Genomic DNA, 26,322 nt, shown 5'->3' with positions numbered 1-26,322 from the left:
GCATCGACTGCGCTTCGCGCAGTCGATGCGGGGAGAGATTTTCAAGCTGTTCGCCCCCTCTCTGCACGGCCAGCCCTGGACCTTTGTCGGAAGAACTGCGCTTCGCGCAGTTCTTCCACAGGCCGGTGGCAAGACCGCGGAGGCGTGTTCCACGTCGTAGACGGGGACCTCCGCCGTTTTGGCTGGCAGGGTCGCCTGTGGTCTTGACCTGGCCTGTTCGATGAATTGCGCATTGCGCAATTCATCGACCCTGGGTCCAGCGCTTGCGCTGGTCCGGGTGCAGGGGCGGACAGCCCCGCTGGGGCCTGGGGCAAAGCCCCAGCGAAACGCCTTCGACTCGACAAGACCCCTGCAGAGCTCGCGCGGCGCAATGGTTGAGGCGGCTTTGCGGGCCGACGAGATCGACCACGCGTATCACGTGAAAGCTGTGGGCGGTAGCGGAAGCTCCGGCGGAGACCTATGGATTCGGCCGCGGGGGCCCCCGGGAACCGGTGCCGTTCATGTATACGCTGACAGAGACGCTCTCCGAGCAGGATGGAGTCGGCGTGTATCGGGGACGCAGGGATGCCGATCAGCGTCGGGTGGTCATCAAGGTGCTCGACCCGCGGCGGTGCCGGCCCAGGGATCTCGAGCGCCTGAAGAACGAGTACGAGATCGGCAGGGCGCTTGATATTGCCGCGGTCGCGAGGCCGCTCGCGCTCGAGTTCTTCGATGGGTCGCCGGCGCTGGTCACGGAGGACGCCGGGAGCGTCTCGCTCCGTGATCTCCTCGGGGCGCCGATGAGCGTGGAGAGGTTCCTCCCTCTCGCGGTGGCCATCACGCAGGCCGTCGCGGAGGTCCACGCCCGGAGCGTCATTCACAAGGATCTCAAGCCGGCGAACATCCTCGTCCATCCTGCGACCTTCGCCGTTCAGATTGCCGACTTTGGCATCGCGTCCAGGCTCCCCCGCGAACCACAGGCCGCGAAGCCTCTTCGGCTCATCGAGGGCTCCTTGCCTTACCTGTCGCCGGAGCAGACGGGGCGGATGAACCGCGCGATCGACCATCGCTCCGACCTCTATTCGCTCGGCGTCACGTTTTACGAGATGTTGACGGGGAGGCTGCCTTTCCAGGCGACGGATCTCCTGGAATGGGTGCATTGCCACATCGCCCGAGCCCCTGCGCCGCCTTCCGATCTCGTCCCGTCCGTGCCGGAGGTGCTCTCTCGGATCGTCATGAAGTTGCTCGCGAAGGGGGCGGAGGAGCGCTACCAGAGCGCGGCCGGGCTCGGCCACGACCTCGCCCGTTGCCTCGCGTCGTGGCAATCGGAGAGCCGGATCGAGCCCTTCGCGCTGGGCGCTCGGGACGTGCTCGATCGTTTTCAGATTCCCCAGAAGCTTTATGGGCGCGACCAGGAGCTCGCCGCGCTCCTCGGGGCGTTCGAGAGGGTGGCCGCCGAGGGGACCCCCGAGCTCGTGCTGGTCTCCGGTTACTCCGGCGTTGGCAAGTCTTCCCTCGTGCATGAGCTTTACAAGCCGGTCTTCAGGGAGCGGGGGCTCCTCGTCTCGGGGAAATTCGATCAATTCAAGCGTGACATCCCTTATGCCACGATCGCCCAGGCCTTCCGGGACCTCGTGAGCGAGCTGCTCGCCCAGTCCGACGAGCGGATCGAGGCCTTCCGGCAGCGGCTGCGGACCGCGCTCGGGGTGAACGGTCAGCTCATCGTCGACGTGATCCCCCAGATCGAGCTCGTCATTGGCCGGCAGTCGCCCGTCCCGGAGCTGCCCCTCGCCGAGGCGCAGAACCGCTTCCACATGGTGTTCCGGCAGCTCGCGTCCGTGTTTGCACGCGAGGAGCACCCCGTCGCTGTTTTTCTCGACGACCTCCAGTGGGTGGACTCCGCGAGCCTCGAGCTCCTCGAGCACCTCGTCACGCACCCCGATACGAGGTATCTGCTCCTGATAGGGGCGTACCGCGACAACGAGGTCCATTCCTCGCATCCGTTGATGATCATGCTCGACGAGGTGCGGAAGCGGGGCGTCGCCGTCCGTGACATCGTCCTCGCGCCGCTCTCCCCCGCGCACGTGGCCGAGCTCGTCGCCGATACGGTGCAGCGTCGCCCCGAGGAGGTCGCGCCGCTCGCCGAGCTCGTGCACGAGAAGACCGCCGGCAATCCCTTTTTCGCGATACAGTTCCTCACGACGCTCCACCAGGAGCAATTGCTCACGTTGGATCCGCGGTCGAGATCCTTTCGCTTCGACGTCGCCAAGATCCGGGCCAAGAACTTCTCGGACAACGTCATCGACCTGATGGTGGCGAAATTGAGACGCCTCGCGGCGCCCACGCGGGACGCCATGAAGCTCGCTGCCTGCGTCGGGAACATCGCGGAGACGGGCGTCCTCTCGATGATCGACGGCTGCTCGGAGAGCGAGCTGCACGCCGCGCTCTGGGAGGCGATCCGCGAGGGGCTCGTCCTGCGGCTCGAAAACACCTACAAGTTCCTCCACGATCGGGTGCGGGAGGCGGCGTATTCGCTCATCCCGGAGGACGAGCGTGCCCTCTTGCACCTCCGGATCGGCAGGCTGCTCGTCGCGCACGCGTCCCGCGAGGAGCTCGAAGAGAGGATCTTCGATATCGCCAACCAGTTGAACCTCGGCGCGTCGCTCCTCTCGTCCCGCAGCGAGAAGGATCGGGTCGCGGAGCTCAACCTGATCGCTGGGAGGAAGGCAAAAGCGTCCACGGCTTACCTCTCGGCCATCACGTATTTCTCGGCGGGATCGGCGCTGCTCGCCCCCGATAGCTGGGAACACCAGTACGACCTCACGTTCGGCCTCCACCTGGAGCGCGCCGAGAGCGAGTTCGTGAGCGGTGGGTTCGCCGCGGCGGAGGAGCTGCTCGCGGTGGTCCTGCGCCACGCGAGGACGAACGTCGACCGCGCGCGGGCGACGACCGTGAAGGTGTATTTGCACGCGATCCAGGACCAGTATGCGAAGGCGGTGGAGGCGGCGATCGAGGGCCTCGCCCCGTTCGGAATCGTCCTTTGGCCGCACCCTGGCCGGGACCAGGTCGACCGGGAGTACGAGAGGATCTGGCAAATGCTCGGTGAGCGGCGGATCGAGGACTTGATCGACCTGCCGGCCATGACCGACCCCGAAGGGAAGGCGGCCCTCGACATCCTCGTGGCCATCAATTCGCCGGCGCTCTATACCGATGAGAACCTCGTTTGCTTGACGACGTGCCACAGCGTCAACTTGAGCCTGAAGCATGGGAATGCCGCGGGGTCGAGCTTCGCGTACGTGTTCTTCGGCATGCTCCTCGGGCCCGAGTTCGGCCAGTATCGCATGGGGTTTCGCTTCGGGAAGCTCGGGTATGACCTGGTCGAGAAGCGCGGGTTTTCCGGCTACAAGGCGAAGGTCCTCCTCGAGTTCTTCCTCCTGTCGTACTGGGCGCAGCCTGCCTCCAGCCGCCGGGCCCTGGTCGACAGCGCCTTCGCCGCGGCGCTCTCGGTCGGTGACCTGACGTTCGCCTGTTATGCGGGCAATAACCTGATCACGTACCTCATCGTCAAGGGCGAACGCCTGGAGGATGTCTACCGTGAATCCGAGCGGGCGCTCTCGTTCGCGCGCAAGGCGAGGTTCGGCATGTTCGAGACCGTCATCGTCGTGCAGCAACGCCTCATCCAGGACCTCCGTGGCCTCACGGCCCATTTCGGTTCGTTCGACGGCGCGGGGTTCGACGAGGCGGAGCACGAGGCCTTCCTGGCCGAGCGCGAGGCGACCATGGCGATCGCCGTCTGCTGGTACTACGTCTGGAAGGCGCAGGCGCGCTTCATGGCGGGCGATTACGAGCAGGCGGCCCTCGCGGCGACGAAGGCCCGTTCGCTCCTCTGGTCGTGCCCTTCGTTCGACGAGGTCTCGGAGTGTCATTATTACGGCGCTCTCGCGATCTCGGCCCGTTATCACAAGACGCCGCCCGAGGAGCGGGCGGCGGCCATGGCGACCCTGCGCGAGGAGCAGCGAGCCTTCCGCGTGTGGGCGGACAACTGCGCCGAGAGCTTCTTCAACAAATATGCGCTGCTCTCGGCCGAAATTGCCCGTATCGAGGGCCGTGATCAAGACGCGATGGCGCTCTACGAGCAGGCCATCCGCTCGGCGCGGGAGAATGGCTTCGTTCAGAACGAGGGCATCTCCTGGGAGCTCGCCGCCCGTTTCTATCGTGATCGCGGCTTCGAGCTGATTGCCGACACCTACTTCCGCGAGGCCCGCGCCTGTTATGCCCGCTGGGGCGCCGATGGGAAGGTGCGGAGCCTCGACCGCTTGCATCCGCACCTGCTCGAACGGCGGCCCGTCGCGGAGGCGACCACCTTGGCCGTGCGGGTCGAGCAGCTCGATCTGCTCGCCGTGGTCAAGGCGTCGCAGACCATTTCGGGCGAGATCGTGCAGGAGAACCTCATCCACACGTTGCTCCGGGTCGTCCTCGAGCAGGGCGGGGCCCAGAAGGCATACCTGCTCATCTCCCGCGGCGGCGCCTTGTGGATCGAGGCGGAGGCCACGCTCGACGTCGAGGGGGCGCACGCGAGGAGGTCGTCGCCTCTGCCGGTCGAGTCCTCGGGGCTCGTCCCCGCCTCCGTCGTGCATTACGTGCGTCGCACGAAGGAGCGCCAGATCCTCGACGACGCCAGCGCCGAGGCGGGCCGGTTCGCCACCGACGAATACATCCAGCGGATCAAGCCGAAGTCGGTGCTGTGTCTGCCGATCCTCAGGCAGGCCGAGGTGTTCGGCCTTCTGTACCTCGAAAACAACCTGGTCCCGGGGGCATTCACCGCGGAGCGGCTCACCGCCCTCGAGCTCGTGGCGTCGCAGGCCGCCATCTCCCTGGAGAACGCCCGGCTGCTCTCCAGCGAACAAGCCGCGCGGCAGGCGGCCGAGCAAGACGAACGCCGCGCGGTGTTTCTCGCCGAAGCGAGCGAGAGCCTGGGCGAATCGCTCGAGCACGGGCAGGTCCTCCGCCGCCTCGCCGAGCTCTGTGTTCGTGGCCTCGCCGACTGGTGCGTGATCGACATCCTCGAGAACGGACGAATCCGACGCGCATCGGGCATCCACAAGGATCCGGCGAAGCAACCGCTGCTCGAGGAGCTCCAGAGGCGGTATCCGCCCTTTCCTGGCTCGCCGCACCCCGCGTCGCAGGCGCTCCGGACCGGTGAGCCGCTCCTCCTCGTCGAGGTCACGGACGCGACGTTACGGGCGACTTGCCTGGACGCGGAGCATGAAAGGCTTCTTTCCGAGCTCGGGACTCGTATGTCCATGCATGTGCCGCTCGTCGCGAGAGGGCAGATCCTCGGCGTCGTGACCCTCGCCTCCGCCGAGCGGGCCCGCCCGTACGGGCCCGCCGATCTCGGCATGGCCGAGGTGCTCTCGCACCGCGCCGCGATCGCCATCGACAACGCGCGGCTTTACAGCGCGACGCAGGAGGCCGTTCAGACGCGCGACGAGTTCCTCGCGGTCGCCTCCCACGAGCTGCGCACCCCCATGACGTCGCTGGGGCTCTCCCTTCAATCGCTCCTGCGGGCGATCCCGTCGGAGAGGCCCCCCGATCGCAGGGCGATCGAAGACCTGGTCCGGCGCGCCTGTCGCCAGAACGATCGAATGAACAGGCTCATCGACGAGCTCCTCGACGTCTCGCGGTTCGACGCCGGACACGTCGCGCTCGAGACCACGGAGGTCGAGCTCGGCACCCTCGTCCGGGAGGTGGTCGCGCAATTGGAGCTTGATTTGACGCGGTCCCGCTGTCCGGTTCGAATCCATGGCGACGCTGCCGTCGTTGGCGTCTGGGATCGGTCCCGCCTCGAGCAGGTCGTCACGAACCTGCTCGCCAATGCCATCAAGTTCGGGGCCGGCAAGCCCATCACGATCGCCACCCGCAAGGAGGCGGGCAGCGCGAGGCTCGAAATCACGGACCAGGGGATCGGGATCGCGCCGGATCAGCAAGCCCGGATCTTCGAGCGCTTCGGGCGCGCCGTCTCGGTGCGCCATTATGGCGGACTCGGCTTGGGCCTGTACATCTGCCGCAGGATCGTCGAGGCGCACGGCGGCTCGATCCGCGTCGAGAGCGGTGAGGGCACCGGATCCACGTTCGTGCTCGAGCTGCCGTGCTACGCGTAGGCCGCCCGCCTGGAACATCGATCGGTTTGACAACCGATCGATGTTCTAGGCTTTTTCGTCCCGAGGGGGACGCCTCGCGTCCGCAGTTCACGATTGGGGCTACGCCCGGACAAGCCGGGCTTCGCCCCAAACCCCGTCGGCTAGGCGAAGCCCGGCCGTTTCACCCCCGAGAACGGTTCTGGCACCCCTGACCCGGCGCAACACGCTGGATCCGCGTACCGCTGACGACGGATCGGCACCGTTGGCGCGCGTTGGTGCCACTTCGGACCCCGTGGCCGCCCTTTGGGGCTCCCCCGGAGCCGACCCACGCAGGACCCTTCTGGCCGTGCTCGTGCAAGGCGAGGTCACGGCGGCGGCGGCAGGCGACCTCGACGCCGCGGTGGTCGCGCACGAGGCTGCCGGCCGGCTCCTCTCGATGATGCCGGACACCGGTGACGACATGGCCGCCGCGCGGGCGGCGCACACGGCCGTCGCTAAGCTTCTGCGGACCATGAAGCGACAGTGAACCATCGCCCGGTCGGAGCCCGTCCTGTAGGACGTCGCCTCCCACTAAGTGTGCGAAGAGGAGAAAGCGATCTGAATCCCCACGCAAAGCGAACGCGATCCAGAGAACAGCAAAAAAGGGGCCCCGGCCTTGAGAAAAGACTGTGCGAGCCGGGATCACCTACGTGGCGGCCTTCGGTCCAGAGCGCGTCGGCGAAGGTTGTTACGCGAGGCTCGACGGGGCCCTCGCACTCTCGGACGGCAGCACGCCGGAGAGCGCCGTGAAGCTCACGAGGGAGGCGATTCAGGCTTGCTTGTCGAAGGATTGAATCGCCACCCTCGTCTCGTGATTCACGACGAACATACTTTTTCGCGAACACCACACCTCTCTGTCATCGAGGACAGGAAGTTGGGGGTCCAAACTTTCCTCCAGGCGGTCTAGGCTACCCGCAGGAGGAAAGGTGAAAGCAAAAACGCATTCGAGAGAGAGCAAGTGGAGCGTGGTCCTCGGCGTGGTCGTGCTTGCCGCCTGCGGCACCGGCTGCGGCGCGGGCACGGACGGCGCGCCTCCGGGCGAGGGGGAGCCCGTGGGCAGCGCGGAGCAGGCCGCCTCGGTCCCGGACGAGAATCCTCGGTTCGCGACGGGCTGGTACCACACGGTGACCATCGCGGCGGACGGCACCGTGCGGACGTGGGGTCAGAACGATTTTGGCCAGCTCGGCGACGGGACCACGACGGACCGCCTGACGCCGGTTACGGTGCCGGGGCTCGGCTCGGTCATTGCCGTCGCGGCAGGAGCAGGCTTCTCGCTCGCGCTGAAGAGCGACGGCACGGTGTGGGCCTGGGGCGAAAACACGAACGGCCAGCTCGGCGATGGCACGACCACGAACCGCTCGACGCCGGTCCAGGTGCAACTGCTCGACGGAATCGTCGCCATCGCCGCGGGCACGAGCCACGCGATTGCCGTGGATGCCGCAGGAAGGGTCCACGGCTGGGGGGACAACGGCTCCGGCCAGCTCGGTCTCGTGGGAGCGGGCAATCAAACGTCGCCCGAGGACATCTCCAGCACCGATGACGACTTGAGCTTGGAGAACATCGTCCACGTCGCCGCCGGCGGCTATCACACCGTGGCCGTCTCGGCGGACGGCGAGGTGTTCACCTGGGGAAGTAACCTTTATGGTCAGCTCGGGCGAGGCTCGTTCGGCGGCTCGACCACGAACGCCGAGCCCGTGCCCGGCCTGAGCAACGTGCGCGCCGTCGCTGCGGGATACGACCATTGCGTCGTGGTCCTCGCCGACGGCACGGCGCGCGCGTGGGGCTCGAACTTCGGGGGACAGCTCGGCGACGGGAGCTACACGGACAGGAGCAGCCCCGTCACGGTCGTGGGATTGACCTCCGTCGTGGAGATCGCGGCCGGGAATTTCCATTCGCTGGCCGTACGCGCCGATGGAACCGCGCGATCGTGGGGCTACAACGCGTACGGCGCGCTCGGCAACGGCTCCACCACGACCCGCAATACCCCGGGCACGGTCTCGGGCGTCACGCGCCTGCGCCATGTCGCGGGCGGCGCGCTGCATTCGGCGGCCGTCAAGGCCGATGGCTCGTTCTTGACATGGGGCTACAACGGCGAGGGGCAGGTCGGCGACGGCACCACCACGACCCGCTTGCTTTCGGTCAGCGTCTTCAGCAACGCCGCGTGGCGATCCGTCGCGGCCGGCGAGCTCCATTCGCTCGCCGTGCGGCCGGACGGCTACGTGTGGGCCTGGGGAGACAATGCATCCGGGCAGCTCGGCGACGGCACCACCACGGACCAGAAGAGCCCGAAGAAAATCACGACGCTCACCGAGGTGGCCGCGGTCGACGCCGGCCTCAATCATTCCCTGGCGCTGCGATCCGATGGAACGGTGTGGGCCTGGGGGAACAACGTCAGCGGTCAGCTCGGCGACGGCACCACCGTCCAGCGGACGGCGCCCGTGCAGGTCTCCGGCCTCTCCAGCGTGACGGCCATCGCGGCGGGTGCACAATGGTCGCTCGCGCTGAAGAGCGACGGCACGGTATGGGCCTGGGGGCGAAACGATCGCAATCAGCTCGGGACAGCGGCGGTCCTCTCCTCGACCACGCCGGTTCAAATCGCTGGGATCACGAACGTCGTGTCGATCGACGCCGGGACGGATCACGGCCTCGCCCTCCAGGCCAACGGGCTCCTTTTCGTCTGGGGAGACAATACCCAGGGAGAGCTCGGCATCGGCTCGTTCGGCGGCACGCTGGTGACGCCGGACGAGGTCTCGGCGGGCGGGGGCATCATCGCCATCAGCGCCGGCGAGCATTTCTCCCTCGCGCTCACGAGCTCCGGCGTGTTCGCCTGGGGCCGGAACACGAACGGGCAGCTCGGGATCGGCTCGACGTCGAATCGCTCCGCGCCCACGCTGGTCCCGAGCTTCGCGGACCCCACCGACGTCGTTGGCATCTCCGCCGGGAAGACCCACGCCGTCGCGGTGATGGCCGACGGCACGGCACGGGCCTGGGGCGCAAACGGCTTCGGGCAGCTCGGCGACGGGACCACGACCCAGCGCACGAGCCCGGTGCAGGTCTCCGGCACCACGCTGATGACCTCGCCCTCTGCCGGCGGCTTCCACACGCTCGCGCTCGCCCCGACGGGGAATGTGCGGGCGTGGGGCGACAACAGCGTCGGGCAGATCGGCGACGGGACCTTCACGAACCGGACAGCGCCGGTGACCGCGCTTCTCTTTTGATCGGCGCTAGAAGTTTGTTTGCCCGTGGGTCGGACCCACGTGGGGACGGGACATTACGTCGTATTGACCCGCTCGCGCGCTTCGGGGCACAATTGACTGCATGAGAGGCCCCCGCCTTCAAGCCCAAGCTCCCTCCACTCCGCCATCGTCCTCGGTAAGCCGGATGCTTGACAACATCCGTGCAGACAACCACGACGACTACACCAAGCGCTGGCATGCTCGGTTCGGCCTTGAGGCACAGGGACTAGAAGTCATCTCATAAACACTCCGGACAAAGTAGGATTCCGGGGCAGATGGGTCTAGTACGCCTTCTCTGCGAGCTCCGACTCCGGATATCCCACGCCGGCCCGGTGATACAGCGCCGGCCCCGTGTTCTCCAGCAAGCACTCCCGCGTCCAGCCGACCTCGATCAGGAAGTTGCCCCAGAGCTTTCGGCTCTTGTCGTCCGTGAGCAGATCCGACCGCTGGAAATGCCACCACTCCATCCCGATCGGCTGCCCCGGCGCCGGCACCGTGACCGCGTCGCCCGGCATGATCAAGACGCTCGCCGCCACGCTCGCCGGGTCCGCGGACGCCGCATACCCGATCTCGAAGATCGGGCTCAGCGTCACGGTCCAGCTCGACGTCTTCGGCTTCGCCGAGGGCACCGTCGCGCCCGTGGTTTGCTTGACGTTCTGGTTCGCGGGCGCCTGCTGCTCCAGCGCTTGCGGCCGCTCCTCGATGTACTTCGCCCACGCCTCGCCCGATTGCACCGGCGGCTGAGATTCGTCCGAGACGACCCCGTAAAACGGTTTGTCGCCGTATTCGCGCAGCTTCGCCGCCACCTTCTTCGCGTCCTCGATCTTCGCCGCCGACCAGCTCAGCGTTACCGTGAGCTGCGGCGTGTTCGTCTTGACGCTCTTGGCGATCTCTTTTTTCGCGTCCTTCAGCGTCCCGGCCCATCGGCGCATGAAATCGGCGTCGAGCGCGGGCACCGTCGACTTCAGCTTCGTCGATTTTCCACGGGAAACCGTCACGACGTCGTCGTCCGTCTTGCTCGTCTTCGCCTTGTCGAGCGCGTCGGCGAGCGTGACGAGCTCGGAGGCCTTCACCGTCTTCGTCGCTTGTCCCCAGCCCGATTTGAACGAGCTGATGCGGCCGAGGTTCAAGAGCTCGCCGACGGCCGTGAGGTCGAGATATGCGCCATGGTCGCCCGCCTCGGCCGCCTTCGCCGGCTCGTGCTCGGCGAAGAACTCGGACGCCGTCATCGTGGCGCCCTTGATCCCGCCTTCCGGGTGCCATGCGTCGTACATCCACCGCTCGACCGAGGCCCGGTAATACTTCCCGAAGAAGCCCGCGGGATTCGCCTGGATCTCGGCCATGAGCTTGTCGAGCGCCGGCAGGAGCATCACCGCCGCGATCGGCGTCTTCGCTTGCTCGTCCCGCAGCGCCGCGAGCCGCTCCACGATCGGCGCCGCGTGCGCCGCCGCGTCCGCCGCGCCGGGGAGCGATTGCCTGGCCGAGCCGTGGAGCCGCCATTTCACGCGGCCGTCCACGACCTCGCGCGTGTATGCCACGGGCCAGCCGGCGACCGTGTCCACGAAGCCGCTCGCGATGCCGAGATCCATGGCGAGGCCCGTCTTGTGGATGGATCGCGCGCTCCGTCCATACCCGGCTTTGCCGATGTCGACCTGCGCGCTGCGGAACGTGTGGTTCACGCAGATCCCGTGCTCGAAGCCGAGCGCCTTGACGAGCTCGCTCCAGCCGTGCAGCGATTGCGCCGCCTCGGGCCGCATCCAGTTGAGCCACCCCCGCGGATCGATCATCGAGACCAGGATCGCCCCCGGCTTGCGCAGGCCCTGCGTGAGCCAGGCCTCGAGCGCCTTCCCCGTCGCCGCCGTGACCACGCCGTCGGCCGCGTCCGGTTTGTCCGCCGGGGCCGCGATCTCGCTGCCGTCGAGGTACGCCCACGCATTCGCGATGTTCGTGGCGGTCTTCACGTCGCCCTGCTCGGCCTTGATCTTGCCGTCGAGCGTGATCTTTTGTTTCTTCTGGTCCTCGGTCAGCGCCTTCTGCTTCTTCAGCGCCTTGAGCTCCGCCTGCATCGCCGAGAGCGCACCGCGATCGACCTTCGGCGCGAAGTTCGCCCCGTAATCGACGTACGCCGCGTGCGGGCCCGAGGCGCCGCCGCCATGCACCTGGAACGCCCGCGACGAACGCGCGTCCCCTTGATACCGATACACCGCGTTCATCGTGCGGACGTCGAAGATCCCGTCATTCACGCCGCCGGATTTGTCGGCGTCCGTGCCCGCGTCGGGCAGGTACGGGAAGTTCGACGTGCCCACCATGTACCGGAGCGCGCCGAGGTGCGCTTGCAATCGCTGCACCTGCTTTTTGACCGGCTCGCAGGCCGCGAAGGGCATGTCGCGGAAGAGGACCCAGCCCTCGTAGAGAGCGGCGCCGGCAGGCAGGAGGCCCTTTGATTCCTCGGGCACCTCCAGCGTCGGCGCGTCGGCGCGCACCGTGAGCGCCTTGGGCTCCCCGAACGTCGTCGCACCCGCGTTGATCTCCGCTTCGATCCGCAGCGCGAGGTCGAGGCTCGGGTGCTGGATCAAATACACGTCGTACGATTGCCCTTGCTGGAGCTTGTACGCGTCGGGGACCTGATCGAAGCACGTGGGCGAGGCGTGATCGACGGGCGGGCCGAGGTATCCGGTCGCGTCCGTCATGCCGAGCACGTACGGAGGCACGGGCCCGCCTGGAGCCTCCTCGCTCTTCCACATCGCCGCGATCTTGCTGCCAATCGTGGGATCGTTCGGCTTCGGAGGGGTTTTTCGAAACAGGACGAAGAGGTTCGGCAGGACGTGGCCGGCGGTGCACGCGACCTTCGTGATCTTCAGCGTCGGGACGCAATACGTCGTCACGGCGCTCGAGGTTCCGCCGTCGCCGCTCATCGGTCACCCTCTTCGAAAAAGCCGTCGTTCACGTCCACGAACTCGCCGAGCTCCTCCTCCTCCGGCGCCTCCTCGGGCGGATCCTCCGCGGGATCCTCGGCCTTCTCCTCGGCCACGCCCTCGGGCTCGGTCCCGAGCTTCTTGTCGCCGACGAAGGCCCCTTCCTTCGAGACCACGAGCCCCGTCACCACGTCGAGCCATTTCTCGGCCCCGATCCGCACCGAGATGCGATACGCGCCCGGCGGCACCAGCCGGAACGTGTAAAGGACGATCCGCTTGTCGGGGTCGGGCCTCGCGTCCGCGTCGCTCGCGAGGAGGATTTTTTCGTAATGGCCGTCCTCGCTCCGCAGCCGGACCTCGTCGTCCTGGAGCGGATCGTCGTCGAGGTCCATCTCCAGCGGGACCGTGAGATCCACGCCAGACAGGACGATCTTGTTGAAATCCTTGCCCCGCAGGTTGCCGAGCGCGACGTCGTGGGTTCGATCCATCGTGCGTGCCTCCTCGTTCCGTCAGGAGCCGTGCTTCTCTTCGAGCTTCTTTTTCGTGGCGTCGTCGAGCTTGCCCGTGACGTCGAGCTTCTCGTCGTGCTGGAAGAGCGCGAGCGCCGTGCGCGTGCGCTTGCCGAGAACGCCGTCGGCCGGGCCGGGATTGTATCCGAGGTTCGAAAGCCGCCCCTGCGCCCCGGAAACGCCGCCGTCGGCCGCGTCGAGCGGGTTCAGGTGCCCGAGCCGGAGGTGGATCACGCGCCCCGCGATCGTGAGTTTTCCGCTCGTCTCGGAGACGGGGACCTTCTGTTCGAGCTTGCCATCACCGTCGGTCGTGCCCTCGTGCTTCTCGCCGCCGACCTCGAGCACGTACGCCTCGCCCGCGAGGGGTTTGCCGTCGTGGCCTTCGAGCTCGAGGCGCAGCTCCTTCTTCGGCACGCGCAGGCGGAATCGATGGAGCTTGCCGGTCGCGAGGCCCTCCTCGACCTTGAGCGCCTTGTCGGGGATCACGATGCGATCGCCGGGCTCGAGCACGTTCGGGTTCGCGCGCTTCTTCTTCAGCTCGGCGTTGTCGGGGTGATCGTAGAGGACCCGATAATCACCGAAGCCGTACCGCGCAGCGATCTTGGAAAAGCATTCGCCTTGCTGGACGACGTGAATCGGCATGGTTTTTCCGCTCGCGAGCCGGGGGGCGAGGCGCTCCACGGTACACGCGCCCGTCGCGGTCGTAAACGGCCGGGGGCGGGATCCGCCCCGCGTGCACGCGCGCTCTCGGTCGGGAGGGTCGGCAAGAACGCGTCAGGGGGGGCCCGGTGCGAACGGTCCGTCGCACCGCTTGTACAGGACGGGGGAAACATTGTAAGGGATGTCGAGGCATGCAGACGTTGCCGGTGATGCACGACGCGCCGACCGAGCCTGACGACGCCGTGTCGCGTCGCGCGCAGGCTCGCATCGGCACGCTGCTGCGATCCAAGTGGCGCATCGATCGCGTGCTCGGGATCGGCGGCATGGCCGCGGTCTACGAGGGGACGCACCGGAACGGCAAGCGCGGCGCCATCAAGATGCTGCACCTCGAGCTCTCGGTGGACCCCGAGGCGCGCGCGCGCTTCCTCCGCGAAGGGTACGTCGCGAACAACGTGGGCCACCCGGGCGCCGTGAGCGTGCTCGACGACGACGTGGCCGACGACGGCTCGGTCTTCGTCGTGATGGAGCTGCTCGAAGGAAAGACCATCGAGGCGCTCGCCGAGCAGAGGCCCACCGGGCGCCTCGGGATCTCCGAGGCGTTCCGCCTCATCGAACAGCTGCTCGACACGCTCGCCGCCGCGCACGACAAGGGGATCGTGCACCGCGATCTCAAGCCCGAGAACCTGTTCCTGACGAAGGACGGCGCGCTCAAGGTGCTCGACTTCGGGCTCGCGCGCATGCGCGAGATGCAGTCTTCCGCGAAGATGACGAAGACGGGCAACGCCATGGGCACGCCCGCGTTCATGCCGCCCGAGCAGGCGCTCGGCGAGTGGAACCGCGTCGACGCGCGCTCGGATCTGTGGGCCGTGGGCGCGTCGCTCTTCACGCTGATCACGGGCCGCCTCGTGCACGACGCGCCCACGCTGAACCAGCTCCTGCTCAAGGCGATGACGCAGCCGCCCGCGCCGATCCGCACGGTCATGCCGGGTTTGCCCGCGGAGGTCGCCGAGGTCGTCGACAAGGCGCTCGCCTTCGACATGAACGCGCGGTACCAGGACGCGCGCAGCATGCAGGCCGGCGTGCGCAAGGCGATCGCGTGGCTCGACAAGCACGGCGAGCCGCAGAACCTCGCGCCCATCGCCTCGCTCGCCACGACGAGCCCCGGCGCGGTCGACAGCCAGATCGCCACACTGAAGCGGGATCCCACCGCGCCTTCGCCCGCGGACGCGGCGCCTCGTTCTCTCTCCCGCGCGGCCTTGATCGCGGGCGCGCTCGGCACGCTTGTGCTCGGCGGCGCGCTCGCGTTCGTGGTGTTCGGGCGCGGCGCCGAGGAGATCCCGACGCCCGCGCCGGTGGCGTCTTCGAGCGCAGGCAGCCCGCGCGTGGAGGCGCCGGCGCCGAGCGCGTCTCCGTCGGTGGCGCCGGTCGGTCCCGCGCGCGAGGTGAACGAGGACGCGGGCGCCCCGCCGCCCGTCCCTTCCGTCACGCCGAGCGCGACCAAGAAGGGGCCGAGCGTCAAGAGCGGAGCCGACTTCGGCGAATGGGGCAAATGACCACACCGGTGCGGAGCCTCTTGCGGGGCGCGTGTTTCGTCGCCGCGCCGTGCGCGCTGGCGCTCGTGATCGGCGGCGCGGCGTACGCGGACGAGAAGGACGACAAGGCGCGCGCGCAGAAGCTCTTCGTCGACGGGCGCAAGGCGATCGAGGCCGGCGACAAGGCCAGGGGCTGCGCGATGATGCGCGAGAGCATGGGGCTCTTCGCGGTGGCGAACACGCTCTTCAACGTGGCGCAGTGCGACGAGGGCGAGGGCAAGATCGCCGCGGCGCTCGAGCACTGGGAGCGCGGGCTCGCGCTGATCGACGCCAAGGATCCGCGCACCAAGGTGGCGAAGGAGCGCATCGGCGCGCTCTCGCCGCGCGTGCCGCGGCTGCGCATCGTCGTGCCGCCGGGGCAGCCGGTGTCGGCCGTCGTGCTCGACGGGACGGAGCTCGCGCCGACGACGCTCTCGGCGCCGCTCTACGTGGAGCCTGGGAGCCACGTGATCGTGGTGCGCGCCGTGGGTCGCCCGGACCGCAAGCACGAGCTCACGCTGGCCGAGAAGGAGCGCACCGAGTTCGTGGCGACGCCAGCGGCGCCGGGGCCTTCGGGCTCCCCGTCGGCGAACGTGGTCCCGACGGCGACGGCGACGGCGACGACGACGGGCGGCGGGACGCCTCCGCCGCCGCCGGCGAGCTTCCGGCGCACGGCGGGGTTCATCGTGGGTGGCGTGGGCGTGGCGGGGCTCGTGGGGGCGGCCGTGACGGGCGGCATCATCATGGCGAAGGCCGACACGATGGACGACTGCCGGAAGACGCCCGCCACCTGTACGATCAATCCAGACGACAGGGCGACCTACAAGGCGCTGCTCGTGCCGAACGCGGTGATGTGGGGCGTGGGGATCGCCGGGGTGGGGGCGGGGCTCTTGCTCATCCTGACCGCGCCGTCTTCGCCTGCGGGGGAGGCGGGGAAGGCGGCCTTCGTGCCCGTGCCCCTGGTGGTTCCGGGCGGAGGAGGGGTGGGTTTGTCCGGGAGGTTTTGATGCGAATTTCTCATGTCCTCGCGGCCGCTTCGAGCCTCGTGATGCTCGGCGGCTGTATGATAGTTTATAAGAGCGACGCGTACGACGACCCGGCCGGGGCGGGCGGCGCGTCGTCGAGCAGCAGCGTCATGATGGGGCCCGGTGGGGCCGGCGGGGTCGGCGGCGCGGGCGGCGCGGGCGGTGTGGGCGGCGGCGGGGACATTTGCCATCCGGCGCTGTGTGACGCGGACTCGGCGTCGCCGTGCACGCCCAACGCGGGGTGCCCGCCGCTCGCGTGGTCGGACCGGTGGGGGGCGACGGATCAGCAACGGGTGCGCGCGGTTGCCAGCGATGGGACGCGCATTGCGCTGGCCGGGGAGTACAACGGGATCAGCTTCAACATCGGCCGGACCTCTCCGAGGACGTTGCCTCTCAACTCTCCCGACTTTGGTTATGAGGCATTCGTCACGCTGCTCGACGGCGATGGGGTCGCGACGTGGGCGTCGCCTGTCGCGATCGGCCTCGGTTTGCAGCCGCGGACTGCGTCTGCCGTCGCGTTCGCGGGGGGCGACATCGTGGTCGCCGGGGCGCGCGCCTCGGACGCAGTCGATTCCGACGTGTTCATTCACAAATTCACGCCCGGCGACAACAACGCCATCATCGAAGTCGCCACGATTCAGTTCGGGGGCGATTCGCCGGACACGGCCGTCGCCATCGCCGGCGCCTCGACGGGCGAATTCTACGTCGCGGGTACCATCACCGCGTCCACGCTCGACACGAAATTCGTCACCTGCGGCGGGACGAACCATATGCCCGTGAACGGCATGTTCGTGGCGGGCTACACTGCGACGGGCGGTTGCAAGTGGTTCCTTCAGCTGCCGGGCAAGGTCCAGCCGACGGCCCTCGTCTACGACCAGAAGAACGCGCTCCGTGTCGTGGGTCATTTCGAGGGCACGCTGACGCTGGCGGACAACATGGTGCTCAAGACCGCGGCAGGAGCGACGGATTCGTTCATCGCCCAGCTTGCTCCGATCAGCGGCGCCGTCACGACGTCGACGCACATCAAGGCAGAGACGGACGGGGCCGTGCGGGTAGCGGCCGCGGCCCTGGACAGCGATGGGACCGTGTACGTCGCCGGGCAGCTCGAAGGAGGCTCCTCGATCGAGCCCAACCTCCCCCATGGGGAAACGGCGGCGTTCGTGATGGCCGACCGGCTGGAGAACCCCTGGAAACGCGTGTTCACCGGAGGGAAGATGCAGACGCTCGAAAGTGTCGCCGGCACGAGCCTCGCGATCTCGGAGGACGGTTCGCTTTATCTCGGCGGCACGTTCCGGAACGTCATCGATATCGATCCGGCCTCGCCGTCGGGCACATTCGAACGGAGCGGGGTGAACCCGTTTCTCGCGAGGTTCGCCGTCGTCAGCCGCGAGCTTTCGTGGTTCGACGTCTACGACGGGGGCGGACAGATGGCGTTCACCCGCTCCTTCTACGTGACGACGCTGCAGAACGACGTCGTGCTGGCCGGGAACTGGCTCTCCAATTTCAATTTTTCAGAGGACAAGACCCAATCGCTGCCTTTCAAGGGCAACGCCAGCGACGAAGACATCATCGCCGCGAAGATCACCCCCAAACCCTGAAGCCGCCGGCCGCGTCGCGGGGGCGACGGCAACCGGTGCGGGACGAGATGGAGATTTTCATGCGAAAGGTTCTCTCGGTCCTTGCAGGTTGTGGCCTCGTGGCGCTCGGCGGCTGCATCGTCGTTTACCATTCCGACACGTACGATGAAAAAGCCGGGACCGCCGGCGCGGGCGGCGCCGGGGGGCCGGGCGGCGCCAGCGGGACCGGGGGCGAAGGCGCGGAAGCAGGAGGGGCCTGCCGCGTCGAATGGTGCTTCACGGACGAGGAGGAGGCGTCGCCTTGCCCGACCGTCACGTGCGCGCCGGTGATGGGGCTTCGGCAATCCTTCGCTTCCGATCAGGATGCCCGCGGGATCGCCCTCGGCAAGGACCCGCAGAACGAGCGCATTTACGTCGCGGGTCGATTCCAGGGGTCGATGACAATCGGCGGCACGAATCTCATGAGCGAAGGCGGGCTCATGGTGGACGATGGATACGTGGCGGCGTTCGGCCCGGACCTCAAAGGCGTCGGCGCGCAGCAGCTCGGCGTCCCGGACGCCATGAACAAGGGGCTCGGCCTCGCTCCGCGAATTGCGCTCGGGGTGGCGTTCGGCATGAACAAGCAGGTGATCGTCGGCGGGCGGTTCAAGGACACGGCCTTCGAGCTCGACGGGTTCGTCCGGGCGTACTCCGACGATCTCATGACGGCGAGCTGGACGCAGACCATCAGCGGGCCCGGCAACGACGAGGTCGTGGCCGTGGGTGCGGGCGCTTCGTACGCCTACGCGCTCGGGAGCGTGACGAACCAGGAGGGAATCGCGACCGACGTCACCATTCCGTGCGTCAGCGCGCAGCCGAAGACTGTCGGCGTCGACGAAAAACACATGGTCCTCCTGGCGTATGACGTCGTGGGCAATTGCGTCTGGGGCCGGCGTTTCTCTGGCGGCTTGCACGAGCCCAGGGCGATGACCGTGAACAACTCGAACGACGTCTTCATCACGGGCACGTACACGGGCAACCTCGACGGAACGGAGATGAATCCGGCTCCCGCCCAGGTCGCGTCTGCCGCGATGTTCGTGATGAAGATCAACGGCGCGACGGGGAAGGTCCTGTGGTTCCGTACGTACGGCGGCGAAGGCGCAGGCGGCGCGACGCCGAGCGCGATCACGTCGATCGTGGGGGATGCCTTGCTCCTGACCGGATCCACGAGCGGCGTCGTCGATCTGGGCGCAGGCCCCGTCGTCGCCGACAAGGACAGCCTGTTCGCCCTTTCGCTCGACGGTGCGACCACGCGATGGAGCTCGATCATCGGGGGGGAATCGAGCGCGGGCGGCGTCTCGGAGGGCCTCGGGATCGTGCCGAGCGGGTCGGGCGGAGCGCTCGTGTCGGGCACGTTCTTCGCGACGCTCGATTTCGATCCGCAGAACGAGGGGGTCGACATCACGCGGAAGGCCCAGAACGCGTTTCTCGTGCGGTTCGACGAGGACGGCGCGTTGCAATGGTTCAACCCGCTGGGCGAGGGAGAGGCGCCGGCGGAGCGCTGGCTCCCGCTCGCGATGGGGAACAACGGCATTTACATGGCCATGGGCTGGCAATCGCCGCTCCTGTTCGAGAACCTTCCCATCCCGAGCGGGATCGATATCGTGATCGCAAAGATCTCGCCCTGACGACCTCTCTTTCGCACGTGGCGCCCGGACCGACCTTCCGTCGGGCGCGCCGCGCGTGATGCACCCATGGTATCATGCCGAAATGTGCGTCGTGGAGGTGGCTTCATGTTTGTCAGGGCGAACCGTAGCGCTTTGAGCTTGGGGGTGGGCGTGTGGCTCCTTTCGGGGTGCCTGGGACCGCTGACGGTCGACGAGGACGGTAGCGGCGGCGCAGGCGCGGGCGGGCACGGCGGCGCGGCGTGCGCCCTCGAGCTGTGCCACACGTCCGAAGTGGAAGGGACGTGCGGCGGGAAGGTATGCGCGAGCGTGGGCTGGAGCGTGCGCATCGGGGACGCCGCCCATCAGGGCGCGAGCGCCCTCGCGGTGAGCTCGGTGCAAGCGGAGGAGCGGCTTTACGTCACCGGTCGTTATCGAGGCGCGATGACGCTGGGCTCGCAGATCCTGAGCGAGGGCGGGCTCGGGCTGGATGACGCCTACGTGGCTTCGGTCGATGGATACGGCACGAATGGCTTGGCGCTGAACGTCGGAATGGCGGACGCCGCAGGCGCGCCCCTCGGCCATGTTCCCCGCGTGGGGCTCGGCGTCGCCGCGGACGACGGGGCCTCGGTGTTCGTCGTCGGCTCCCATCGATCGAATGACCCTGCCGAGCCTACCGTGAACCTCGATGCTTTCGTGCGGAGCTTCAACCCCGGTGCATCAAAGCCGGTCCAGTGGACGAGGACGTTCGGCGGCGGGGGCCCGGACAAGGCCGTCGCTGTGACCGCGGTGGGCTCGTCCGCGTTCGTCGCCGCCACCCTCGGGGCGGTGCCGGGCATCGCGACGGAAACGGTGCTTTCGTGCAAGACGAACGAGGGCCACACGGTCCCGGCCGGCGAGGAGCACCTTTTGCTCGCGCATTATGCCGGCGATGGGCAATGCCAATGGGTCTTGCCGTTCTCCGGCGGGATCCACCGACCCACGGCCATGATTTCGAGCCCGACCGGAGACGTGTACGTGACGGGCAGCTACGTCGGCCTGCTCGTCGACCCGGCCGGCGAGGCCCTGCCCACGGCGATCGACGACGCGGCGTTCGTCCTGAAGCTCGACACGAGCGGCACGGTCGTGTGGCGCAGGATGTACGGCAGTTCGTCTTCGGGCAGCCGCGCCGTTCCCAGAGCGATGGCCTGGTTGAATGGCAATCTCGTCGTCACGGGCTCCATGGCCGGGACGATCGATTTCGAGACGGGGCCCCTCGTGGCCGAGAAGGAGTCGAGCTTCGTGCTTTCGCTCGACGAGGCGGGCACGACTCGCTGGGCCAGCCGGATCGGCGAGGCCGAGGGAATCGCCGGGGTCTCGAGAGGGACGGGGGTCGCGCGGGCGGTCTACGATGGCCTGATCGTGGCCATCGACGCTACCGGCAGCGGGGCCGGGGACGAGGGCCAAGGCGCGTTCCTGGCAAACCTCGACGAGCAGGGGCGCCTGCGGGCGCTCGATTTCCTGGGAGGTGGTGGGGACGCCGCGGCAAGGTCGCTCCTGCTGAGCTCGGGTTCGTCGTACCCGTACATTGCGGCGGCGTGGTCGAGCAAGCTTCGGTTCGAACCGCCGGAGACGAAGCCCGCCGGGCTCGACGTCGTCATGGGGAGGCTCAATCCCTGAGAGATATCAGCCTCCCCAGCATGGCTTTCGATCAGCGCGCGGCGAACGTCATGTTGAAGACGGGCAATTCCTTGTCGCCGCCTTCGAGCTTCACGGTGCGCTTCGTCGCGTAGAGCGCGTCGAGCACCGCGACGATCTCCTTGAACGGCGTGCGGTTGTCCGTGTGCAAGATCGCCTGATCGAGCTTCTTGTCGCTCGGATCGCGGTGATTCGCGTTCGCCTGCCACTCCGCCTCGAGCTTCTTCGCGAGGTCGGGGTATTTCACGAGCTCACCGGCCTCCTGCGAGGTCTTCGGGATGCGCACCTCGCTCACCACGGTCGCGCCCTGCTTCCAAACGAGCGCGAAATCGCTCTCGCCGATGTGCACGTTCAGGACTTTCTCCGGCGGGGTGATGGTGATCGGGTCCGTGCTCGGAGGCCCGGGGACCTGCGCGTCCGCATTGATGCGCGAGTTCGTCACCCAGACGGCCGTGATGAGCAGGAACGCGATCGTGCACATCAAGAGGTCGATGAACGGGACCATGTTGATGTCGGTGTTCGTCGCCTTCTTCTTGCCGCCCTCGCTGCCAACGTCGACGCCGCCCATGGTGAATCTCCTTCTCCTCCGTCGTGCGCGAAGCTCGGTCGCGCTCGGGGAATGGCGAGAAGACACCGACCTCGGGACAAGGTTCCGAAGTTTTTTCGACATCGGCGGGCCGGTAACGGTTCCGGCCCGGCTACGATTTTCCGCTCGGTCAGGATCGATGCATGTTGGCCATGATGCGGGCGCCATCCATGTCGAAGCGGAACCGGATCGGGCGGAGGCCTCGGGCGATCATGGCCTCGAGCATGCGGCGTCGATCCTGGGGGCGGACGTAGAACATGAAGAAGCCGCCGCCGCCCGCGCCCATCAGCTTGCCGCCGATCGCGCCGGCCTTTCGCGCCGCTTCGTAATGCTCGTCGATGACCGAGTCCGTCATCTTCGAGGCGAGCTTTCGCTTGTGCGACCAGTGCACGTGGAGCAGCTCGCCATATTGATCGATGTCGCCGCTCGTGAGGATCCGGTAGGTCTCGTGCCCCATCTCCTTGATCCGGTGCATCGACTCGATCACGGGCGCCTCGAGCTCGCGGAGCCGCTGGCCCTGCTCGCTGAGGACGATGCGCGCCGGGCGCTCGATGCCGGACCAGATGATGACGAGGTTCGATTCGAGCTCGTCGAGCACCTCGTCCCGGACGGGCACGGGCTCGACGTGCACGCTGCCGTCAGGCTCGAAGCGGAAGGCCGTGACGTTGCCGAACGCCGAAATGTACTGGTCCTGCTTGCCGATGGGCTCGCCGAGCCGCTCGATCTCCAGCGTGCACGCCTCCTCGGCGAGTTTTTTCGAGGAGACGAACTCGCGTTTGTACGTGTGGAGCGCGTTCAAGAGCGCGACCGTGAACGCGCTCGAGGAGCCGAGGCCCGAGTTCGCCGGGAGATCGGCCACGCTCGTGAGCTCGATCGAATGGTCGATGCCCGTCATCCGCAAGGCCTCGCGGAAGATCGGGTGCTCGACGCGATCGACGCTGGAGACGATCTCGGTCTTCGAATACGCGAGGCGGATGTCGCGGTGAAACCGCTTGTTCGCCGTGACGTAGATGTATTTGTCGATGGCCGCGGAGACCAGGTATCCCCCGAAGCGCGTCGAATACGCCGGGAGATCGGTGCCTCCGCCGCCGAGCGAGAAGCGCACGGGCGCGCGGGAAACGATCACGTGGAGACCTCCGCCCGGGCGCCGAGATGCGCTTCGAGCTCCTGAAATCCGGCTTCCGAGCCGATTTCGTAAAACCTCTGCGTCACGACGAGCGCCCGGAGCGCGCCCTCCGCGGCGAGCCGCGAGAGCACGGGGGCGAGGTCGTTCGGGCCCTCGGGGAGCTCGGCGATGACCTCGCGGCGGAGCGCGATCGCGCCGTAGTCGATGTGATCCAGGGCAGGATCACGCGCCTCGCCGGCCCTTCGTTTCTGGTAGCGGAGGACGCGGCTCGCCCCGACCTCGCAGTTCGAGTCGTCCCAGCGGTCCTCGTTGCGGTAGACGGACATCGTGCCACGCGCCTCGGGGTGCGCTTCGAGATCGGCGAGCGGCGCAGCGTAATCGAAGGGCAGGTATGAGTCGCCGTACGTCACGAGGAACGCCTCGCCGAGAAGCGGGAGCGCGCGCCGGAGCGCCCCCGCCGTGCCGAGCCGGGTCTCGCCCTCGTCGGCGTACGCGACGCCGAGCCCGAAGGCCGCGCCGTCCCCGATGGCCGTCCGGATCGCGTCACCGAGGTGGCCGATGCAGAGCACGACCTCCTCGTAGCCTGCCGCGGCGAGCCGCGCGAGCAGGTGATGGCCAAACGGGCGGCCCGCGATCGGAAGGAGAAACTTCGGTACGTCCCGCGTGCGCGGATACATGCGCGTGGCGAGGCCTCCGCAGAGGACCACGGCTTGCCGGCGCGCAGGCGGCGCGAGGGGTTCGTTCGAAGGGACGTTCGGCACGGCGCGGGCGGAGCTTAGTCGGGTTTGGCCGCAGAGGAAAAAACACGCGGCACGCCCGGAGCGGCTCGCGGGCGTCCAAGCCACATTCCTCAAGATTTTTCGCTTCGGAGGTCGTCCTCGGGTGCGGCAAACCGGGAGGGTCGGGCATCGAACGAGAGCGCAGAGGCAAAGAGCCCCGGGGGACGGGAGCGCGGTTCGGCTTTCCGAGCAAAGCCCCCGAGGGTCGGTCGAGAGGGGGATGTGTGCGATGAACGAGCCGTCGTTCGCGCGTGTATCGGTGGGAGACGTGCTCTTTGGAAAGTACCGGGTCGAGCGCGTCCTCGGCGTCGGCGGCATGGGGATCGTGGTCGCCGCGAGGCACACCCAGCTCGACGCGCTCTACGCCGTGAAGCTGATGCACCCCGCCGAGATCGGGAACCGGCAAGCGCTCGCGCGCTTCTTCCGGGAAGCACGGGCCGCCGCGAAGTTACGTAGCGAGCACGTGGCGCGTGTCTTCGACGCAGGAAGGACGCCGCGAGGCATCCCGTACATCCTGCTGGAATACCTCGAAGGCTGCGATCTGCAGCAGCTCGGCAAGAAGCGCGAGCAGCTGCCCGTGGCCGAGGCCGTGCTCTACGTGCTGCACGCCTGCACCGCGCTCGTCGAGGCCCACGCAGCCGGCATCATCCACCGCGATCTGAAGCCGGCGAACCTCTTCCTCACCCACAGGCCCGACGGTTCGCCCTGCGTCAAGGTGCTCGATTTCGGCATCTCGAAGCGGCTCTGCGACGGACGATCGCCCTCGGGGATGACCCGGACGACGGACATCCTCGGTTCGCCGCTCTACATGTCGCCGGAGCAGATGCGCTCGACCCGCGACGTCGACGCGCGGACGGATCTCTGGGCGCTCGGCGCCATCCTGTACCGGCTGCTCGCGGGCGAGGCGCCGTTCGCGGCGCGGAGCCTTTCGGACGTGTACGAGGGGATCCTGGAGCGAGAGCCGCGGCCGCTCGCGGTGCGTCGGCCCGACGTGCCCCCGGCCCTCGACGCCGTGGTGCGCTGTTGTCTGCGGAAAAACCCAGACGATCGTTTCCCGTCGGCGCTCGCGCTCGCCGCCGCGCTCGCGCCGTACGTGCCCGAGGAGGAGGCGCCGCGCAGCCTGCGCAAGCAGAGCCGGGCGACGTTGCCCTCGGCGCCGGCCGTGACCGTCCTGCCCGCAGTCCCCCTGACGGATCCGATGCCGGACGACGTGCCGACGTCGCGCGACTGCCGGGCCGCAATGAAGAGCGTGCCGACGCTCCGCTCGATGCAAGATCCACCTCCGCCCGTCTCGACGTCCGAGCCGACGGGGGCCGCGTGGGGCGGGACGTGGGCGGTCTCGGCGCGAGCGCGGGAGCACGGGTCGCGCGTGGTGGTCGCGGCGCTGCTCGTCGCGGCCGTGGTGGTCGGCGGGACAGGGATCTGGGCGTCCCGGGAGGACCGGATCCTCGCCGCGCGCGCCCACCCCGCGAGCGCCGCCGGCGACGCAGCGAAGGTGGTCACGACGAACCTCGCGCCCATCACCGAGGCGTTCGCCGCACCCGCGCTCCCGACCGCGTCCCCGAAGGTGCCCACGCCGCCAACGATCGCAGGCCTCGACGATTGCGAGGACGAGGCGGACACGTCCCAAAGCGACGCGCGAACCCGCAAGAAAAAGCCGCTGCGGCGAGCAGCGGATCCTTTTGGTCGTTCACGCAAATGAAACCACATCTACCGAAGAGCTCGATCGTCCTCGTCTCGGTCGTCTCGGTCGTCGCGTCGTTCGCGCGGCCCGCGGCGTCCGAGGGGGCGCGAGAGCCGTTCGCCGAGGAGCGAGCGGACGTCTTGTTCCGCCGCGCGCTCGAGCTCATGGACGCCGGCCGATACGCGCGGGCCTGCCCCATGCTGGAGGAGAGCCGGCGGCTCGATCCAGCAATGGGGACGATGTTTCGCCTGGCAGAATGTTACGAGCACACAGAGCGGCTCGGCGAGGCATTCATGCTCTACCAGGACGTGGCCGCACAGGCGCGGCTGCGCCAGGCCGACGACCGCGCCGATGTCGCGCGGGCGCGTCTCGTCGCACTAGGCCCGCGGGTCGCCGTGGTGAACCTGATCGTCTCGGACGAGGCCCTGCGAGAGACCGAGCTGTCGATCACGTGGGACGCACGCGGGATCGATCGATGTCTCTGGAGCGCAGGGCTCGTCGTCACAACGGGGGCGCACGTGCTCGAAGCGACCGCGCCAGGCAAACGCCCCTTCCGGCGCGAGATCGTGCTCGGGGAGGCAGGAACACTCGTCGACGTCGAGGTGCCTCCGCTCGCAGACGAGGTCACACGGCGCCGCATCGTGCTCTACCCCGAGCCGCTGCCGCGGCCACTGACAATCGAGGACCGGCGCTTTCTCTCGATCGGGGCGCTGGTGGTGGGCCTCGGAGGCCTCACGATGGCCTCGATCGCAGGGCTCTCGACGTGGATGGAGACAAACGGGACCGCCGGCGAGCCAGAGCCGATGGGCGCCCCCGTGACGAACGCAGCAGCAATCGCAGGCATGAGCCTCGCAGGGATCGGGCTGTTCACCGCCGGATCGCTCTGGTACACGGCGCCAGCCGGGGAGGTGCGGATCGCGATCGCGCCCGGACCAGGCGGCGGGGCAGGGGTGGTTCAAGTATCGTTTTGAGAGGGGGTCACAGCGTAGCGCCGGGGTTTCACCCCGGACCCGACCAGGGGTTGTCCACCCCTGGACCCGGACCAGGGCCAGCCCTGGACCTCTGGGCATCGACTGCGCGAAGCGCAGTCGATGCGGGGAAAGGATTTTAAGCTGTCCGCCCCTTCTTTGCAGGGCCAGCCCTGGACCTCAGGGGGAAGAACTGCGCTCCGCGCAG

Annotated in this window: 17 protein-coding genes; 11 read left to right on the top strand and 6 right to left on the bottom strand. The window is 68.0% G+C overall.

Features of this window, described 5'->3' with window-relative positions; translation table 11 throughout:
• The first annotated feature begins 500 nt into the window (after positions 1 to 500).
• From QHF85_RS46175 to QHF85_RS46160, 4 genes are all read left to right on the top strand, one after another.
• Entirely contained in the window at positions 501 to 6,140 is a 5,640-nt protein-coding gene (locus tag QHF85_RS46175; protein ID WP_281333906.1) for an ATP-binding sensor histidine kinase, read from the top strand.
• Positions 6,141 to 6,411: 271 nt separating this feature from the next.
• Positions 6,412 to 6,645: a hypothetical protein gene (locus QHF85_RS46170; protein ID WP_281333905.1), complete on the top strand. Its 234-nt coding sequence runs from the start codon at positions 6,412 to 6,414 to the stop codon at positions 6,643 to 6,645.
• Between the two features lie 142 nt (positions 6,646 to 6,787).
• The gene (locus QHF85_RS46165; RefSeq protein WP_281333904.1) at positions 6,788 to 6,952 is read left to right on the top strand and encodes a hypothetical protein; all 165 of its coding nucleotides are present in this window, start codon (positions 6,788 to 6,790) and stop codon (positions 6,950 to 6,952) included.
• A gap of 132 nt (positions 6,953 to 7,084) precedes the next feature.
• Positions 7,085 to 9,376 (top strand): hypothetical protein, encoded by a 2,292-nt coding sequence (locus QHF85_RS46160; protein ID WP_281333903.1) that lies wholly within the window; start codon positions 7,085 to 7,087, stop codon positions 9,374 to 9,376.
• A gap of 299 nt (positions 9,377 to 9,675) precedes the next feature.
• On the opposite strand, the gene QHF85_RS46155 is transcribed toward QHF85_RS46160, so the two are convergent.
• The 3 genes from QHF85_RS46155 to QHF85_RS46145 are packed head-to-tail and all read right to left on the bottom strand — an operon-like array spanning position 9,676 to position 13,460.
• Complete coding sequence (locus QHF85_RS46155; protein WP_281333902.1) at positions 9,676 to 12,309, bottom strand: hypothetical protein; 2,634 nt, start codon at positions 12,307 to 12,309, stop codon at positions 9,676 to 9,678.
• On the bottom strand, positions 12,306 to 12,797 hold the full coding sequence (locus QHF85_RS46150; RefSeq protein ID WP_281333901.1) for a hypothetical protein: 492 nt from the start codon (positions 12,795 to 12,797) through the stop codon (positions 12,306 to 12,308). Before QHF85_RS46150 ends, QHF85_RS46155 begins: the two co-directional genes overlap by 4 nt.
• Positions 12,798 to 12,818: 21 nt before the next feature.
• Positions 12,819 to 13,460 (bottom strand): peptidoglycan-binding protein, encoded by a 642-nt coding sequence (locus QHF85_RS46145; protein ID WP_281333900.1) that lies wholly within the window; start codon positions 13,458 to 13,460, stop codon positions 12,819 to 12,821.
• Positions 13,461 to 13,669: 209 nt separating this feature from the next.
• On the opposite strand from QHF85_RS46145, the gene QHF85_RS46140 reads away from it, so the two are divergent.
• From QHF85_RS46140 to QHF85_RS46120, 5 genes are all read left to right on the top strand, one after another.
• Positions 13,670 to 15,031, top strand: a complete 1,362-nt coding sequence (locus QHF85_RS46140) for a serine/threonine-protein kinase (RefSeq protein ID WP_281333899.1) — start codon at positions 13,670 to 13,672, stop codon at positions 15,029 to 15,031.
• The gene (locus QHF85_RS46135) at positions 15,028 to 16,056 is read left to right on the top strand and encodes a hypothetical protein (protein WP_281333898.1); all 1,029 of its coding nucleotides are present in this window, start codon (positions 15,028 to 15,030) and stop codon (positions 16,054 to 16,056) included. Before QHF85_RS46140 ends, QHF85_RS46135 begins: the two co-directional genes overlap by 4 nt.
• Positions 16,056 to 17,672, top strand: coding sequence for a hypothetical protein (locus QHF85_RS46130; RefSeq protein ID WP_281333897.1), 1,617 nt, complete (start codon positions 16,056 to 16,058; stop codon positions 17,670 to 17,672). Before QHF85_RS46135 ends, QHF85_RS46130 begins: the two co-directional genes overlap by 1 nt.
• A gap of 59 nt (positions 17,673 to 17,731) precedes the next feature.
• Positions 17,732 to 19,318 carry a hypothetical protein gene (locus QHF85_RS46125; RefSeq protein WP_281333896.1) on the top strand — a complete coding sequence of 529 codons (1,587 nt, stop codon included), beginning with the start codon at positions 17,732 to 17,734 and terminating at the stop codon, positions 19,316 to 19,318.
• A gap of 150 nt (positions 19,319 to 19,468) precedes the next feature.
• Positions 19,469 to 20,953, top strand: a complete 1,485-nt coding sequence (locus QHF85_RS46120; RefSeq protein ID WP_281333895.1) for a hypothetical protein — start codon at positions 19,469 to 19,471, stop codon at positions 20,951 to 20,953.
• A 31-nt stretch (positions 20,954 to 20,984) separates the two neighbouring features.
• Here QHF85_RS46120 and QHF85_RS46115 read toward each other — a convergent pair whose 3' ends face one another.
• The 3 genes from QHF85_RS46115 to QHF85_RS46105 form a co-directional block, all read right to left on the bottom strand.
• Positions 20,985 to 21,539: a biopolymer transporter ExbD gene (locus tag QHF85_RS46115; RefSeq protein WP_281333894.1), complete on the bottom strand. Its 555-nt coding sequence runs from the start codon at positions 21,537 to 21,539 to the stop codon at positions 20,985 to 20,987.
• A 148-nt stretch (positions 21,540 to 21,687) separates the two neighbouring features.
• Positions 21,688 to 22,683, bottom strand: coding sequence for a sugar kinase (locus QHF85_RS46110; protein ID WP_281333893.1), 996 nt, complete (start codon positions 22,681 to 22,683; stop codon positions 21,688 to 21,690).
• The gene (locus QHF85_RS46105; protein ID WP_281333892.1) at positions 22,680 to 23,444 is read right to left on the bottom strand and encodes a sugar phosphate nucleotidyltransferase; all 765 of its coding nucleotides are present in this window, start codon (positions 23,442 to 23,444) and stop codon (positions 22,680 to 22,682) included. The genes QHF85_RS46110 and QHF85_RS46105 overlap by 4 nt, the downstream gene beginning before the upstream one ends.
• Before the next feature lie 247 nt (positions 23,445 to 23,691).
• Here QHF85_RS46105 and QHF85_RS46100 point away from each other — a divergent pair, with 247 nt between their 5' ends.
• Together QHF85_RS46100 and QHF85_RS46095 are read left to right on the top strand one after the other, a co-directional pair.
• Positions 23,692 to 25,164 (top strand): serine/threonine-protein kinase, encoded by a 1,473-nt coding sequence (locus QHF85_RS46100; RefSeq protein ID WP_281333891.1) that lies wholly within the window; start codon positions 23,692 to 23,694, stop codon positions 25,162 to 25,164.
• Complete coding sequence (locus QHF85_RS46095; protein WP_281333890.1) at positions 25,161 to 26,117, top strand: hypothetical protein; 957 nt, start codon at positions 25,161 to 25,163, stop codon at positions 26,115 to 26,117. Before QHF85_RS46100 ends, QHF85_RS46095 begins: the two co-directional genes overlap by 4 nt.
• The last annotated feature ends 205 nt before the right edge of the window (positions 26,118 to 26,322 follow it).

It is taken from the genome of Polyangium sp. 6x1 (assembly GCF_029946515.1).
In the GTDB taxonomy this organism is placed as follows: Bacteria; Myxococcota_A; Polyangia; order Polyangiales; family Polyangiaceae; genus Polyangium.
The sequence above is the reverse complement of the archived record's forward strand: the minus strand, read 5'-3'. Positions and strand labels throughout refer to the sequence as shown.